We start from the raw sequence: 15,218 nt of genomic DNA on the forward strand, positions 1-15,218 counted from the left end.
TAACTTGATTATTGTTTAATAATGACAGATAGGAGGAAAATTTGCCGCAAGTAAAAATTGAACGCTTACAAGAGCATTTGGAACCTGCGGAGAATTGCGAAGTACGAGTGAAAAGGATGGGAAACATCACAGAAGTGCGCTATATGAAAAGAACCCCGGAATGCAGTATACAAAAACTGAATAAAGACAGTTATGTAATTCTCTCCACCGGTGAATTAAAAAAGTTTGAGCACACGGAAACCCGGGCTGAAAACCTGACCAGTGTTTCCCAGTCGTTAGCAAACTTACGGGATTTACTCAACACGAATATTACCGATACTTCGCGTTGCTTGTGGGTCACTCTTACTTACAAAGAAAATATGCAGGACAACAAGCGACTGTATCAAGATTTCCGAAAGTTCCATATGCGGATGCTGCACTATCTAAAAAAGCATTCACTGCCTACGTATGAATACATTGTCGCTATGGAGCCGCAGGGCCGTGGTGCGTGGCACGCACATCTTGTTATGATTTTTCCCTATAAAGCGCCGTTCATTCCGAACGATACTCTAGCCAGCATTTGGGGCCATGGCTTTACCAAGACAAAGCCTTTGAAAGACGTGGACAACGTCGGACTGTACTTAACTGCCTATCTTACAGATATGGAGCTGCCGGACGTGATTTCATCACACGGTAAAATATACGGGAATTTAAAAGCCGTGTCTGTCGTTGACGAGCAAGGCAATAAACAGACAAAGGCGATCGTGAAGGGCGCACGCTTGAAGCTATACCCTCCGGGATTTCGCATTTACAGAACAAGCCGGGGAGTTAAAAAGCCGGAAGTAATAAACTGTACAGAGGCCGAAGCCATAAAAGAAGTTGGAAATGCCCCGCTGACATTTGAACGGACAATCAAGATTATTGATGATAGCGGGAAGGGCTTTAACATCATCAACTATCGGCAATTCAACAAAGCACGGAAAGCCGTGCAGCCAGATTCCAACTGATTACTACTTGGAAGAGGCATTTCATATAAATACTCTGAGGTGATTATGATGATTCCGACATCTGACAGCACGAAGGACTACAAAATGAAGAACAGCACGATCACCGTTGAGAGTGTCTTTTCTGAGGATAAAACGATAAAGGAAGTTTTAAGGGAATATCTGCTTCAAAACAAGGATTTGCCCAGCTTTCCATCTTGATTCCTCAATCACTTATTGCTACAATAAAACTTGTAGCAATACAGTGTATTGTAGGTTTTCAAGTAGAAGGAGGTTCAGGTGAATCTTGAAAACCACCACAAAACTGTACCGGGCTGCGTTGTATATGCGGCTCTCCAAAGACGATGACGGTGTCAGCGAAAGTTCGAGCATTGGAACACAACGGAAAATGCTGCGTTCCTTTGCCGAGGAAAATGGATTTCTGATCCATGACGAATATATAGATGACGGTTACAGTGGCACGAATTTTGACCGACCGGATTTCCAGAGGATGATTCAGGATATTGAAGCCGGTTATGTGAATCTTGTGATCGTAAAGGATTTGTCCCGCTTGGGGCGTGAGTATATAATGACAGGGCAATATACGGAAATGTATTTCCCTGAACATAATGTTCGCTTTATCGCTATCAATGACGGGTGCGATTCCATCAATCCGTACAACGATATTGCGCCGTTCAAACACGTCATCAATGAAATGTACGCCCGCGACACGTCGAAGAAAATCCGCTCCGCTTTCAAAACCAAAATGAAAGAAGGGGCATATATCGGAAATTTTGCCCCTTACGGTTACCGCAAAGACCCGGCTGACAAAAATCATTTGCTCATTGATTATGATGTTGCCCCGGTTGTTCAGGAAATGTTCTACATGGCTGAAAATGGCTCTGCCCCCTCGCAGATCGCACAGACCTTCAATCAGCGCGGAATCGCAACGCCCGCCGTCTATCGCTGTGAAAAACACCCTTACTTGGACGTAGACCACTATTCACAGCGGAAAGAATGGACTTCTGCCATGATATGTAAAATGCTGAAAAACATTGTTTACTTGGGACATACGGCGCAGGGGAAAACAACGAAGGTTTCTTTCAAAAGCAAGATTACGCTGCAAAATCAGCGGGATGAATGGTACATTGTCGAGAACACCCATGAGCCGCTCATCAGCCAGGAAACCTTTGACATTGTGCGGAACCGCTGCGTGTCCAGAAAAAACGCGCCCACCAAGGGATTTAAAAATGTCTTTTCGGGGATTGCCAAATGTATGGATTGCCAGCGCAATATGTCCACCAGCGGCACGCGGAAAAAAGGATCGGTTGCAAATCTGGTATGTGGCGGCTATAAGCTGTACGGAAGCCGGGAATGCACCAACCACTTCATTGATTATGAAACGTTGTATGACGTTGTTTTGCAGGAGCTAAGAAAGCAGGTTCGTCTGTCTGCCAAGGAAAAGCGGGAAATCATTGACGCTATGACGAAAGAACACGAGGACACCGACGCGGAGCAGGAAAAAAAGAAAGCTCTAGCGGCTCTGGAAGCCCGGACAAAGGAACTGGATAAAATCATTCAGCGACTTTACGAGGATAACGCAGCCGGTAAAATCAATGACGAGCGGCTAAACCGTATGCTTGCCACTTACGAAGCGGAGCAAAAAACCATCACGGCAAAAACAGACCGGCTGACTAAGAAAGAATCCAACCCGGCGAAAGAATCCCGCGTAAGCTTTTTCCAGCTTCTTGAGGGCATCACCGAAATTGATGAACTCACCCCCGACTTGCTTCATAGGCTTATTGACCATATCGAAATCGGGCAGGGAACTTATGAGCAAAGCGAGCTGGAAAGAGAAAGAGGGCGCAAGCATCAGGTTGTCAAAATCTTTTATCGGTTCCTCGGAAACCTCTCTGAACAGACAATAGCATAGATTTCCTTACTCTATCGGCCTGTTTGGAAACGAAAAAAATCAGCAATCATCGGGGGTTAAAGCACACGACAGCATAGATTGTTCTTACCATGTGCATGGGCTTTGGCTGCAACGCCTGCGGCGTGATCGGCTGCCGGATTATCGATTCCCCGCGGGAGCGCCTGATCGCAATTCTGACCAATAATTTCGTACCCTGCAACGGCCGCTTCCCGACACTGATCGCGATTATAACGATGTTCTTTGCAGGCGCGGTCGGTGGAGCGTTTCAGTCTGTCGTTTCTACTTTGATGCTGACCGGGGTGATCGTGCTCGGCGTTTTCATGACGCTGATGATTTCCCGTCTGCTTTCAAAGACCATCCTCAAGGGGATGCCGTCGTCCTTTAACCTGGAGCTTCCTCCTTACCGCCGTCCGCAGGTTGGTAAGGTGATCGTGCGCTCCATTTTTGACCGCACGCTGTTTGTGCTGGGCCGCGCCGTAGTCGTTGCCGCGCCCGCAGGCCTGGTGATCTGGGTGCTGGCGAATATCTCCATCGGCGACACGAGCATTCTTGCACATTGTGCGGCGTTTCTCGACCCGTTTGCAAGACTGATGGGGCTGGACGGATATATCCTGATGGCGTTTATTTTGGGCTTCCCGGCAAATGAAATCGTTGTGCCCATTATCATCATGAGCTATATGGCGACCGGGTCGCTGACCGAACTAGAAAGCCTCTCCGAGCTTCACACCCTGCTCGTCAGCCACGGCTGGACGTGGCTGACGGCCGTCTGCGCCATGCTGTTCTGCCTGCTGCACTGGCCCTGCGGCACCACCTGCCTGACCGTTCGCAAGGAAACGCAAAGCCTGAAATGGACCCTTGCATCCTTTGCCATCCCTACGGCTACGGGAATCATCTTGTGCATGATCGTGGCAAATACCGTGCGCCTGCTGGGGCTGGTATAGTAAAAGAGGAAAACGGTAAAGCCCGCAATAGCCCTCACTCCAGAATGGAGTGAGGGCTATTTTTTTAGATTATATGGTTATATATTTAGAACTAAAGCAAACGGATGGACTTTGGCGCAGCACTTCTGCTGCGATATGGACCGCCCGGTTATATCCAAAAATCAATCGGAAGAATCTTAGGGCAGGGAATGAATCGGATTGGGAACCGGTAAGGGTCTGTTCTTTAATACAGTAAATGGAAAATCATCCCTTATAAGTTTTTTGCTCCAACAAATTGCTTGCAATCATATAATTGAAAAAATTTTGAAATACCTGTTGACTCTCACACAGTGAGATACTTTATACTGGTAGTGAGCTCAAAAAAACACATATATGTGAGGGAACGAACATGCTGAAAATAGGTGATTTTTCAAAGCTGTCCAGAATCAGTATTCGCATGCTGCGGCATTATGATGAAATCGGTTTGCTCGTGCCGGAAAGCATTGATTCCGCCACAGGCTACCGGTATTACAGCGAAACGCAGCTTCCGATTGCAAACCGAATCCACGCGCTCAGAGAAATGGGGTTTGGCCTTTCAGTTACGGCTGAAATCCTGAAAACGTATCGTGATCCCGAGGCCTTCCGGCAATATCTTCTGCTCAAGCGGACAGAAATGCTGGAACAGGAGGAGAAAATCGGCAGACAGCTGCTGCTTCTGGAAACAGCCATCACCCGACTTGGAAAGGATGAAAATGTGATGGAATATATGGTGACACTCAAAGAAATTCCTGAAAGAACTGTGGCAAGCGTCCGAAAAATCATTCCCGCTTATGATCAGGAGGGAATCCTCTGGGAACAGCTCCGGCGCGAGCTTGGCCCGCAGAACGTGCAGTTTGCCACCCCCTGCAACGCAATGGCAATATTTTATGATGAAGGATACAAGGATATCGATCCGGATGTGGAAATTCAGCTTTCCGTACAGGGCAGCTATCAAAATACGGAAAACGTCGTGTTTAAAACCGTTCCGCCTATCCAGATCGCCTCTGCAACCTACCAGGGAAGCTATGAGCAGGTCAGCGATGTTTATCAGGCTGTCGCCAATTGGGTAAAGGACAATCAGTATGATTTCAATGGGCCGATGTTCAGTATTTATCATGTCAGCCCCGCTCAGACACAGAACCCGGATGAACTGGTCACAGAGGTTTGCTTCCCCGTAAAAAAGAAATAAATTCTGCTAAGGCCGCCCATTCTTTCAAAACGGGCGGCCTTGTTTTGTCGAAAAGCGGATGTGCATTTGAAACGCTCGTGGGAAAAATAACAGATTGGGATGCCTTCGGGTATTCTCATGTGGGCAAAATCATGGTAATATAGGGCTGTACCCGCCAAACGATGAGGAATTATTTGCTCCAGGGAACGGGCCGCAATGCTTTGGGCAGTTCTTTTGGGCTTTCTGGTATATCAGGCATTTGGATTTGATAAGATACTGCAAAAGCATGAAAAGGAGAAACAATTATGAGAAAAAGAGGGGTATTCCTGCTTGTGGCCACCGTGCTTTCCCTGTTCTTTTTGGCCGCATGCGATTCCGCTAAGCCTCCGGAGAAAACGGAATATACGACCTATACAGACCCGGTAATGGGCATCAGTATTGATCTGCCGCAAAAGGAACTGACCAGCCGCACGCTTTCCTACAGCCAGATGGATTTGAGCGGAAAGACTGGAAATTTCATTCCCAAAGATGGAACCTCCCTCGTTTTTCAACCGGAAAAATCGGCGGTTTCCCTGTTTGTTCTTCAGTACTACGATGAAAATGAATGGGACGCCTGGGAACAGGAGGGCCACGCTGCGGATGAAATTACCGGCATCGCCAGTTCGCAGGAGCTGGGAAGAAAGAGCGGTGTGGTGTATGTTTACGCGGCTCCCGCGCCCGATGAGGCTGGGATGGATGACGACACCAAGGAAGAGTATCAGCGTGTTCTGAAAATGCTGCCGACCATCCGGCAGAGCATTGCGCTGATGGTTCGGGAGGCCGCGAACACAGGAACCTTTCCGAGCGTCTCCACAACGGATTTAAACGGCAATCCGGTCGACAGCAAATCGTTTGAAAAGTATCAGCTTACGATGGTGAATTTCTGGGGGACCTTCTGCAGCCCGTGTGTAGAGGAGATGCCGGATCTGGAAAAGCTGAGTAAAGAGATGCCGGAAGGAACGCGCCTGGTCGGAGTGGTAACGGACGTTTCGGAAGAACAAAACAAGCAGACCGCACAGCAGCTAATCTCGAAAACCGGGGTCACTTATGAAAATTGGGTGCCGGATGATTCCTTGATGGAATATATGAACGGTCATATTTCCGGAGTACCGACCACCTTGTTTATCGACAGCAAGGGGCAGATCGTCGGCGAAGCCGTGATCGGCAAGCGCGGCATTGAGAAATACAAGGAAGAGCTGACCTCGCGTCTGAATTCACTGAGTACCGCCGCGGTTTCCTCCGCGGCAGAACAGAGCGCCGGAGAGAGCAGCGCGACTTTGACATCTGAAAAATAAGTTTGAGATATGACGGAATTTCAAATCAAGGGAATTTTGTCTGGCGCGGGAGGAGTGCACGCCATGGAACAAACAGATAGAAACAGCCGATTGCTGCGGTGGGGAATTGCCGCGGCGGCAGTGCTGATGATGGGTGTCGGCCTGTGGAACGGAGAGAACCGCACCGTTTTGGCGAAGGCAGTTCAGATTTGCCTGGAGTGCATCGGAATTGGATAAGAGAAAATGGGTACAGGCCCTTTTTGCCTTTACGACGAACTCGAATGTGCAGGGGTTCTTCAGCGGCAAGATCTACAGGGGGAAACTGAAAAACGTGTGTGTGCCGGGGCTGAACTGCTACTCTTGCCCCGGGGCGCTCGGTGCGTGCCCCATCGGCGCTATGCAGGCGGTAGAAGGCAGCACGCGCTACGGCGTGTCGATGTATGTGCTGGGCTTTCTGGTCTTCGTCGGCATTCTGCTGGGGCGCTTTGTGTGCGGCTGGCTGTGCCCCTTCGGCTGGATTCAGGAGCTGCTGTACCGGATACCAAGTCCAAAACGAAAGGTTCCCAAACGAGTTAACAATGTTCTGAAATGGCTGAAATACGGCATTCTGCTCGTGTTTGTGATTCTTCTGCCGATTCTCACGGTGAATGAATTCGGGCTGTCCACGCCGTATTTCTGCAAATATATCTGTCCGGCTGGTACGCTGGAGGGCGGTGTGCCGCTGCTGCTTGCCAACAAACCCCTGCGCAGTGCGGTGGGCCTGTTGTTTACGTGGAAGATGGCGATTCTGATTGCGGTGATCGTCGCCTCGATTCTGATCTTCCGTCCGTTCTGCCGCTATTTGTGCCCCCTGGGCGCGTTCTACTCGCTGTTTAACCCCATCGGCTTTTACCGCTATTCGGTTGATCAGGCAAAATGCACCCGGTGCGGGCGGTGCGCGAAGGCCTGCAAAATGGATATCGACGTGTTTCAGACGCCGAATTCTCTGGAATGCATACGTTGCGGCGAGTGCGTGAAGGCGTGTCCAGAGCAGGCGATTTCCTGCGGCTTTGGAAAAGAGAAGCCGAACCAAACGAAGCGCGTGCAGAGCGAATAAGGGGAAAAATGAAGGAAACAGATTAACAAATAGGACTTTAGCAGAGAGAATATACTGATTGTATTGAAATTTCATTCTGAAAAGACAGAATCAGTGGGAAAAAGCAAAGGAGAAACACCATGCTGACGCGAGAGCCAACCAAAGAGTTATTGCAGGAATACAAATCCATATGGATGCAGTATAAAGATCAGCTCAGGCCAAACAGAAAATCCGGCAGGGAATTGCTCGATTATCTTCAACAAAAGTATATCCTGACCGAGATATGGGACAAGGAAGCCGCTGATGTGGTAGTCTTGAGTGTTACCAAAAATCAGCCGTACAAAGAAAAACTGCCCGTGGGTATGGCTCCGGTTCCAAGAACATTTTTCCTTGAAAACGCGGGGAATGGCGAAGTCTTTTATACAAGCGAAAATAAAGATCCGATCGATATTTGGGGTGGGGATATCACCAGAATTTTTATCGGAATTGATTTGACGACAGGTTATTTTACAGCGGAAGGCAGTATCATGCTTTGGGATGAAATGTATGCTTTTCGCGGTCTGGATGAAGAGGACCTGAAAAACTATGTCCGTGTGGCTCAATACATTTTGGCCCTGAAAAGATTTGGGCTGTTACAACAAACTGTGTTTTGAGAATGATGGGTTCTTTCTATCTCTCAAAATGCAAAAGACGGGTGATCGGCAGAAAGCCGATCGCCCGTCTTTTGCTGTTCCGCTTGCCCAACTGTCCGGTCTGATGATTCTTTGTGTTTTTTCCCGGGCTCCGGAAAAAGCGAAACGCCCTTTGTTTGTAGCGGATAATTTGCTGCCGTTTACCGGAAAGACTCCTGCAAAATGCGGATGCTGTCTTCTCTGGAAAGCCTTACGGGGTCGGCCAGGAACAAACCGCCCATGGTTTGTCTGGCGTTGTCCGCGTATTTTTCCAGATTGGCTCCGTCGATCCCGTAGTCGCTCATTTTGAGCTCCGCCACGCCGCAGGCAGACTGCAGGTCGCAGAGCGCCTGGACAAAATCCATAGCGGAGGACGCGTCGGTTTTGCCAAGGGCCTTTGCCATCGCGATCATCCGCTCGTCGCAGGCGTGGGTATTCGCAAAATGTGTATAGTACGCCTTGCTGATCATAATCAGCCCGGCTCCGTGGGGAAGCTCATGATGGAACGCGCTGAGCGCATGCTCCAGACTGTGCTCCGAGGTGCAGGAGGAGAGGGACTCCACCATGCCGGAGAGGGTATTGGCCAGTGCGACGTCGGCCCGGGCTGCCTCGTCTGTTCCGTCTGCCACCGCTTTTGCAAGGCTTTTGCCGACCAGCTCGATCGCTTTCAGCGCAAACAGGTCGCTGATTGGGTCGGCGGTTTTGGCAAGGTAGCCCTCCGTGCTGTGGAACAGAGCGTCAAAGCCCTGGTATGCCGTCAGGTGGGGCGGCACCGTCAGCATCAGGTCGGGGTCTACGATAGAGAGAACCGGGAAGGTCTTTTCATACCCGAACCCGATTTTTTCGTTGGTGTCTTCCTTGGTGGTCACGGTCCAGGGGTCGGCTTCGGTTCCGGTGCCCGCCGTTGTGGTGATTGCCACGATCGGCAGCGGATCGTTCGGCACAGGTTTTCTCTGGCCTGAGCCGCCGGAGATGTAATCCCAGTAATCTCCCTCGTTGGTGGCCATCACCGCAATCGCCTTGGCCGCGTCGATGCTGCTGCCGCCGCCGAGACCCACCACAAAGTCACAGCCTTCGGAGCGGGCCAGCGCCGCGCCCTCCATCACATGCGATTTGATGGGGTTGGGGAGGATTTTGTCAAATACGGCGTGCGACACTCCGGCTAAATCCAGCTGCATCTCCACTCTGGACAGGTAGCCGTTGCTGCGGGTGGATTTACCAGAGGAAATCACGATCAGCGCCTTTTTCCCGGGCAGCTTCTGGCTGTGCAGGTTCGAAAGCTGGCCTTTTCCAAATAGAATTTTCGTGGGTACAAAATAATCAAATTGCATTTCAATACCTCCGTTTTTTTCTGTATTACTACTATAACCCTTTGAGTATGCTCAAAGTCAAGTCCTCTGCGGCAAGAATTTTTGTTCTTGACTTTGAGGACACTCTAAGGTATAACAAGGAACAGAGAAAACGACAAAATTCGGACTGTGATCAGGAGGTATTTTTCAATGGGCGATACAATTGCGGAGGCTTCAAAACATACGGGTCTGAGCGAGCATACCCTGCGGTATTATGAAAAGGAAGGCCTTTTGCCTTCGATCGGGCGCGATTCCTCCGGATGCCGTTCCTTTCAGGAGAACGACTACGAGTGGATCGAGGTGATCTCGTGCCTGAAAAATACAGGCATGACGATCAAGGAGATCCGCCAGTTTATGGATTGGTGCAAAGAAGGGGATTCCACGCTGCAAAAGCGCCTGGAGCTGTTTTTGGAGCAGAGGCGCCGGGCCGAGCAGCAGATGCGCGAGCTGGAGCAGCATATTGAGAAAATCGAGAAGAAAATCCGGTTCTACGAAACAGCGGTAAAGGCCGGTACGGCTGCGGTACATAACGGAAAAAGCTGCGACGACTGCGACTAAGCCATTTTGTTCAATGGCTCCTCGCGGATGATTATTTGCCATATTTTTGCACAGCCTATCTGTGAGGTGAACTTTATGCAGTCCATTTGGAGAGAAACGTCCGATTTTCGGGAACGCCCGGCCCTTTCGGGCGATATCACAGCGCCTGTCGCTATCATCGGCGGCGGCCTTGCGGGGATTTTGACCGCCTGCCTGCTGCGGCAGAAGGGGATCGAATCCGTCGTGCTCGAAGCGAACCGGATCGGGAGCGGGCAGACACAGAATACCACGGCCAAAATCACTTCTCAGCACAATTTGATCTATACAAAGCTGTTTCAGAATTTCAGCGAGGAAGAGGCGAAGCAGTATGCCTCCGCCAATCAGCAGGCCATCGGGCGCTACCGGCAGATGATCACGCAGGAGCAGATCGACTGCCAGTTTGAGGAACGCCCCGCTTACCTGTATTCCGTCGATCGCGAGGATATTCCCGCTCTGGAGATGGAAGTGGAGTATGCCTGCCGGGCAGGAATCCACGCGGAACTGACGAAGAAGACCACCCTTCCTTTTGAGATTGCGGCAGCGATCCAGTTTGGTGGGCAGGCACAGTTCCATCCGCTGAAATTTTTGCAGGCAATTTCAGAGCCTCTTACGGTGTATGAGAAAACAAAGGTTCTGTCGGTGGAAGGGAAAAACGTCATGACCGACCGCGGCACCGTGACGGCGGAGCATATCGTTTTCGCGTCGCATTTTCCGTTTGTCAATGCGCCGGGCTATTACTTTATGCGCATGTATCAGGAGCGCAGCTATGCGCTGGCACTGCAGAATGCCGCAAAGCTCGACGGTATGTACCTTGGCATCGGGGAAAAAGGCCTTTCGATGCGCAACTATGGGGATACTCTTTTGCTGGGCGGGGGAGATCACCGCACAGGCGAGAATAAGACCGGCGGAAAATACGACATGCTACGGGAAGTGGCCGCTTTGTTTTATCCGCAGAGCAAAGAGTTGGCCCACTGGTCCGCGCAGGACTGCATGACTCTGGACAGCGTCCCGTACATTGGGCAGTTTTCTTCCTCCACACCGAATTGGTATGTTGCCACCGGTTTCGGCAAATGGGGAATGACAAGCAGTATGGTTTCTGCCATTCTGCTTTCCGATCAGATTGCGGGGGACGAAAATCCGTTTGCACCGGTGTTTTCGCCGTCGCGATTTACGCCGGGTGCTTCGGCCAAGAATTTTCTTTCCGGAATGGGACAGGCCGTGAAGGGCCTAGCCAAACAGACGTTTTCGCTGCCGGACGCAGACTCTGCCGAGCCGAAAACCCTGCCGGACGGCCACGGCGGCATGGTGATTGCCAACGGAAAGAAGGCGGGCGCCTATAAGGAGGAGCAGGGGGATGTGACGGCGGTCTCAATCAAGTGCCCGCATCTCGGCTGCCAGCTGGAATGGAATCCCGATGAAAAAAGCTGGGATTGCCCCTGTCACGGTTCCCGTTTTGACGCAAAGGGCGGTCTGCTCGAAGGCCCTGCCCAGACCGATCTGGAGGAGATTCCCACATGAAAGTAGTCGGCGGTTTCAAACGGCCACGCGGTTATTTTAAGGGATGGTATTTCAAGCGGCAGAACGATACCGATACCGTTGCATTGATTCCGGCCTTTCACACGGATGACTGCGGGAACTCTTCGGCATCGCTGCAGGTCATCACAAATGATCAGACGTTCCATGTGGATTTTCCACCCCAGGCGCACGAGGCATCGCAAAAAGAGCTGCCGGTTCGGCTGGGCAAATGCCTATTTTCAGAACAGGGGATCGGGCTTGATGTGGAAACCGAGGACTGCAGTCTGCGCGGGGTGCTTTGGTTTGGGTCTCTGACCCCGCCCGCATTCGATATCATGGGGCCGTTTTGCTGTTTGCCGATGATGGAGTGCCGCCACAGCGTTTTCAGTCTGTTTCACCAGGTGGACGGTTCCCTTTCCATAAACGGCAGGGAGTATGTATTTGAAAACGGAATGGGCTATCTGGAGGGCGACCGCGGTGTATCCTTCCCAAAGCGCTATCTGTGGACGCACTGTGCGTGGGGGCAGAACAGCATCATGCTTTCGGCAGCGGACGTGCCGTGGGGCGGGATGAGCTTTACGGGCTGCATTGGCTTTCTGTACCTGAACGGGAAAGAATACCGGATCGCCACGTACTGCGGCGCGAGACTGCTGTATATCAGTGAGGATACGATTTTGCTTCGGCAGGGCGATTTGAAGCTGAAAATACAGCTTCTCAAAGGCTGCGCGCAAGCTCTGCGTGCGCCCCAGAATGGCGGCATGACCCGGCTGATCCATGAGAGCGCCGCCTGCACGGTACGGTACTCCTGTTCTAAGGGGAATCGGTTCCTGATCGATTTTGTCAGCGATCAGGCCAGCTTCGAGAGCAACTGGGAAGAAAGTGACGTCCTTTCACAGCGGGCTGCCGAAAAGAGAGTATAGAGTGGCGTCACTTTAAAAAGTGACGATTTCTTCCGTGACTATGGCGAGGGAAGAAATCGCTCTATTTGGCATAAGACATTCGAAAGTGAATGGACTGATCTGTTTTGGCAGATCAATATTTTTAATTCTAAGAGGGCCAGCGTCGAGAATGACGCTGGCCCTCTTAGAATTTGCCTTTGGTTATGTTAGGAATCAGAGGTTTCGCTTAATCAATCAGTTTGGCGAGCTCGCCGGCCATTTCCTTAATGTCCAGTCCGTTGGTAAACTGCAGGCAGGTGCCGGTGGGATACCGCGTTTTCTCCACCCAATGAGCGGGGATAGAAGAAGCACCGTACTTTGCGCCCAGAATGGCCCCGGCCACCGCGCCGATCGTGTCCGCGTCGCGGGCAAAATTGGCGGCCAGCACAACGCCCTCGCGGAAGGTTTCGCTGCGCATGCGCAGGCACGCAAAAGCGGAGGGGAGAGCTTCGGCCGTTGTAGCCCAGCTGCTGGTGTAAAGCTCGTCGTGCAGCGGCATCCAGGCGTCCAGAATGGAACCGTTCGCGTTGTCTACGATCTCGAAAGCGCGGTTCATTGCATGGTGGAACCAGGATTCTTCGGGGATCACCTTCATGATCGCGTCGAAGATTTCTTCCATGGTCGCGTCCACCATGGCCATAGATACCGCCACGGCCACGGCCTGCGCCCCCCAAATACCGTCGCGGTAATGGCTGACGGAAGCGTCGATTTCCGCCATTGCGGCAGCCCGTTCCGGGTCGCCCGCGCAGATGATGCCCACCGGGCCAATCCGCATGGCAGAGCCGTCGCTCATGTGGAACGCGTTGTATTTTCCTGAAAGCGGTGGACGGATTCCCTTGCGCAGGTTATTGGCCGCTTCAATCTCACTGGCGCCGCCACGTTTAAATTCGTCCTGTACAGCCACATCCTCCAGCCAGGCCTTTACCACAATATCGCTGGTCAGGTTCCCGCCGCAGCCGATGAGGGTTTTTGCGGTAAGCAGTGCAAACTCCGTATCGTCTGTGCTCCAGGAAGCACCCTTGTTAAAGTCGGTGGTAATACCATAATTGGCACGATTTTCCGGTTTGCGTGCGGCATCTCCCAGCGAATCGCCGATTGCAAGGCCCGAAAGAGCCCCGTATGCTTTGTCAAACGCTTTAGCCGGGTTGCCGGCCAGTTCAGATCTTGTTATCATAAATCCTCCATCACTTGTCAGTATTCCTTTAGCCGAGCTTTTCCTTCAGGTATTCCGCAAATTTGTCGCCCCCGGCCTGATTCCACTTCGTCACGAACTCATCAAAGGCAGAAATCGGCTTGGTTCCGCGAATGATATCGGCGGAATACTCGTCATACAAAGATTTCATGGCATCCCACTGCGGCGCCAGCTCTTCGGGGATCAGCACGTTGACATCTTCTACATAGTACTGGTTTGCCAGGTCGAGAGAGCTCTGGGCCGCCTCGGTGTAAACCGGCCGCGCCAGGGGCGGTTCGGGATCGAACTTGTTTGTTGTCACCCAGATGCGGGACCACCACTCGGGGTATTTGTCGGTAAAGACGATCTTTCCGTTTTCAACGTTGTAGTGCTTGCCCTCGATTCCGCACTTGTCGATGATGCGGCCCTCAGGGCTGGCCATAAATTCAAGGAAGGCCCAGGCGGCAGCTTTATTCTTGCTGTCTACATTGATGCCGAAGCCGCGTTCCTCCTTGGTGACGTCAACCGCCTGGAAGCCCTGCGCCACGCCCTTTGCAGGGGGAAGAACCACAAGGTCGCTGCCGGTGGTCGAAGACATCTTGTTGTTGTAAATCTGTACGACGTCGCCGATCGTGCCGGAGATGATGCCGGCCTTGCCCTCATAGAATTTCTGTTCCAGCACATCCCAGGTGTTGGTCAGGTATTCCGGGTCCAGCAGGCCTTCTTTGTACAGGGTGGCATAGAATTCCAGCTTCTTCTTTTCCGCTTCGGTTGCTCTGGAGAAAGCCCAGCGGCCGTTTTCTTTTACCAGAGTGGCGCTCACGCCGAACGCCTGGTTAAAGAAGGCGTTGAGACGGCGCATGTTGCCTTCGCCCGCATTGTTCGAGTCGTCGGCGGTAATTGCGTACTGCACAAGGCCCTTTGCTTTCATCTCTGTAAACAGAGCGTGGTAATTGTCGATGGTGGGGTCTTTGACGAGCGCGTCATAGCTGTCGAGCTTCTCTGTCAAATCTTTTCTCATCACCGGAACATAGGTGCGTGCCGGGGCCAGCCACAGCAGGTACGGGTAGTTCTTCATGCGGGCCTCGTTGACGGGCAGCATCAGATCCTTGACATAGGTAGAGCCTTCAATGTACGAGGTCAAATCCTCCAGCAGCCCCTCCTGAGAGATGGCCAAATCTCCGCCGCCCTGGAAGTAGATGATGTCCGCGTCGATGTCGCCGGTGCGCATCGCGAGCGGCAAAGCGGTAGCGTAAGAACCGGCCGGGGGCTCGACGAACTGAAGATCGATGTACTGACCGTGGTCAGCCATTTTCTTTTCAACGACATCGCACATGGCGATCACGTCTTCTTCTGTGGGCAGTACGTCCTTGATCAGAACCTTCACCGTTACGGGAGCGTCCTTGCTGCCGATTTCCGGCCAGAGGCCGCTGCCCGTGGGCGCCGACTGCGGTTCGGAGGCGGTGCCGGACGCCGTGTTTGCGGAGCTTCCGCAGCCGGTAAAGGCTGTAGCTGCCATTGTCATGGCCAATAAAAGCGCAATACTTTTTTTCATGATTCTCCTCCTAATGATTGTTCTTGATTCCCG

Annotated in this window: 13 protein-coding genes and 1 pseudogene; 11 read left to right on the forward strand and 3 right to left on the reverse strand. The window is 51.7% G+C overall.

Translation table 11 applies throughout. The features are described from left to right. Positions 1-41 precede the first annotated feature (41 nt). The 8 genes and pseudogenes from HMPREF1141_RS11625 (at position 42) to HMPREF1141_RS11655 (ending at position 8,063) form a co-directional block, all read left to right on the forward strand. A complete protein-coding gene (locus HMPREF1141_RS11625) occupies positions 42-986 on the forward strand; it encodes a hypothetical protein (protein WP_009064478.1) in 945 nt (314 codons plus the stop codon). Positions 987-1,269: 283 nt separating this feature from the next. Beyond that, the gene (locus HMPREF1141_RS11630; RefSeq protein WP_009064609.1) at positions 1,270-2,895 is read left to right on the forward strand and encodes a recombinase family protein; all 1,626 of its coding nucleotides are present in this window, start codon (positions 1,270-1,272) and stop codon (positions 2,893-2,895) included. Positions 2,896-2,978: 83 nt separating this feature from the next. Continuing rightward, positions 2,979-3,836: pseudogene (locus tag HMPREF1141_RS11635) on the forward strand (nucleoside recognition domain-containing protein); the annotation flags it as partial. A gap of 388 nt (positions 3,837-4,224) precedes the next feature. Further along, positions 4,225-5,043, forward strand: coding sequence for a MerR family transcriptional regulator (locus tag HMPREF1141_RS11640; RefSeq protein ID WP_009064586.1), 819 nt, complete (start codon positions 4,225-4,227; stop codon positions 5,041-5,043). Between the two features lie 284 nt (positions 5,044-5,327). Further along, positions 5,328-6,356, forward strand: a complete 1,029-nt coding sequence (locus tag HMPREF1141_RS16895) for a TlpA disulfide reductase family protein (RefSeq protein WP_009064547.1) — start codon at positions 5,328-5,330, stop codon at positions 6,354-6,356. Positions 6,357-6,419: 63 nt separating this feature from the next. Next, positions 6,420-6,572, forward strand: a complete 153-nt coding sequence (locus HMPREF1141_RS17585) for a CD1871A family CXXC motif-containing protein (RefSeq protein WP_009064622.1) — start codon at positions 6,420-6,422, stop codon at positions 6,570-6,572. Continuing rightward, positions 6,565-7,431 carry a 4Fe-4S binding protein gene (locus HMPREF1141_RS11650; protein WP_009064595.1) on the forward strand — a complete coding sequence of 289 codons (867 nt, stop codon included), beginning with the start codon at positions 6,565-6,567 and terminating at the stop codon, positions 7,429-7,431. The genes HMPREF1141_RS17585 and HMPREF1141_RS11650 overlap by 8 nt, the downstream gene beginning before the upstream one ends. Before the next feature lie 119 nt (positions 7,432-7,550). After that, positions 7,551-8,063, forward strand: coding sequence for a hypothetical protein (locus HMPREF1141_RS11655; protein WP_009064470.1), 513 nt, complete (start codon positions 7,551-7,553; stop codon positions 8,061-8,063). A gap of 179 nt (positions 8,064-8,242) precedes the next feature. On the opposite strand, the gene HMPREF1141_RS11660 is transcribed toward HMPREF1141_RS11655, so the two are convergent. Then, positions 8,243-9,412: an iron-containing alcohol dehydrogenase gene (locus HMPREF1141_RS11660; protein ID WP_009064487.1), complete on the reverse strand. Its 1,170-nt coding sequence runs from the start codon at positions 9,410-9,412 to the stop codon at positions 8,243-8,245. A gap of 168 nt (positions 9,413-9,580) precedes the next feature. Between HMPREF1141_RS11660 and HMPREF1141_RS11665 the strand changes: the two genes are divergently transcribed. The 3 genes from HMPREF1141_RS11665 (at position 9,581) to HMPREF1141_RS11675 (ending at position 12,441) form a co-directional block, all read left to right on the forward strand. Further along, positions 9,581-9,988, forward strand: coding sequence for a MerR family transcriptional regulator (locus HMPREF1141_RS11665; protein ID WP_009064531.1), 408 nt, complete (start codon positions 9,581-9,583; stop codon positions 9,986-9,988). A gap of 75 nt (positions 9,989-10,063) precedes the next feature. Continuing rightward, positions 10,064-11,524 (forward strand): FAD-dependent oxidoreductase, encoded by a 1,461-nt coding sequence (locus tag HMPREF1141_RS11670; protein ID WP_035317026.1) that lies wholly within the window; start codon positions 10,064-10,066, stop codon positions 11,522-11,524. Continuing rightward, positions 11,521-12,441: a hypothetical protein gene (locus HMPREF1141_RS11675; protein ID WP_009064562.1), complete on the forward strand. Its 921-nt coding sequence runs from the start codon at positions 11,521-11,523 to the stop codon at positions 12,439-12,441. Before HMPREF1141_RS11670 ends, HMPREF1141_RS11675 begins: the two co-directional genes overlap by 4 nt. A gap of 205 nt (positions 12,442-12,646) precedes the next feature. Here the strand turns inward: HMPREF1141_RS11675 and HMPREF1141_RS11680 are convergent, their stop codons facing one another. Further along, a complete protein-coding gene (locus HMPREF1141_RS11680) occupies positions 12,647-13,633 on the reverse strand; it encodes an ADP-ribosylglycohydrolase family protein (RefSeq protein WP_009064541.1) in 987 nt (328 codons plus the stop codon). 28 nt (positions 13,634-13,661) lie between these two features. Further along, on the reverse strand, positions 13,662-15,185 hold the full coding sequence (locus HMPREF1141_RS11685) for an extracellular solute-binding protein (RefSeq protein WP_009064468.1): 1,524 nt from the start codon (positions 15,183-15,185) through the stop codon (positions 13,662-13,664). Between the last annotated feature and the right edge of the window lie 33 nt (positions 15,186-15,218).

It is taken from the genome of Clostridium sp. MSTE9, assembly GCF_000277625.1.
In the GTDB taxonomy this organism is placed as follows: Bacteria; Bacillota; Clostridia; order Oscillospirales; family Acutalibacteraceae; genus Faecalispora; species Faecalispora jeddahensis.

Coding starts and splice junctions, on each gene's coding strand:
- HMPREF1141_RS11675 (WP_009064562.1), top strand. CDS start 11,521: ATGAAAGTAGTCGGCGGTTTCAAACGGCCACGCGGTTATTTTAAGGGA.
- HMPREF1141_RS16895 (WP_009064547.1), top strand. CDS start 5,328: ATGAGAAAAAGAGGGGTATTCCTGCTTGTGGCCACCGTGCTTTCCCTG.
- HMPREF1141_RS11680 (WP_009064541.1), bottom strand. CDS start 13,633: ATGATAACAAGATCTGAACTGGCCGGCAACCCGGCTAAAGCGTTTGAC.
- HMPREF1141_RS11665 (WP_009064531.1), top strand. CDS start 9,581: ATGGGCGATACAATTGCGGAGGCTTCAAAACATACGGGTCTGAGCGAG.
- HMPREF1141_RS17585 (WP_009064622.1), top strand. CDS start 6,420: ATGGAACAAACAGATAGAAACAGCCGATTGCTGCGGTGGGGAATTGCC.
- HMPREF1141_RS11655 (WP_009064470.1), top strand. CDS start 7,551: ATGCTGACGCGAGAGCCAACCAAAGAGTTATTGCAGGAATACAAATCC.
- HMPREF1141_RS11660 (WP_009064487.1), bottom strand. CDS start 9,412: ATGCAATTTGATTATTTTGTACCCACGAAAATTCTATTTGGAAAAGGC.
- HMPREF1141_RS11685 (WP_009064468.1), bottom strand. CDS start 15,185: ATGAAAAAAAGTATTGCGCTTTTATTGGCCATGACAATGGCAGCTACA.
- HMPREF1141_RS11670 (WP_035317026.1), top strand. CDS start 10,064: ATGCAGTCCATTTGGAGAGAAACGTCCGATTTTCGGGAACGCCCGGCC.
- HMPREF1141_RS11640 (WP_009064586.1), top strand. CDS start 4,225: ATGCTGAAAATAGGTGATTTTTCAAAGCTGTCCAGAATCAGTATTCGC.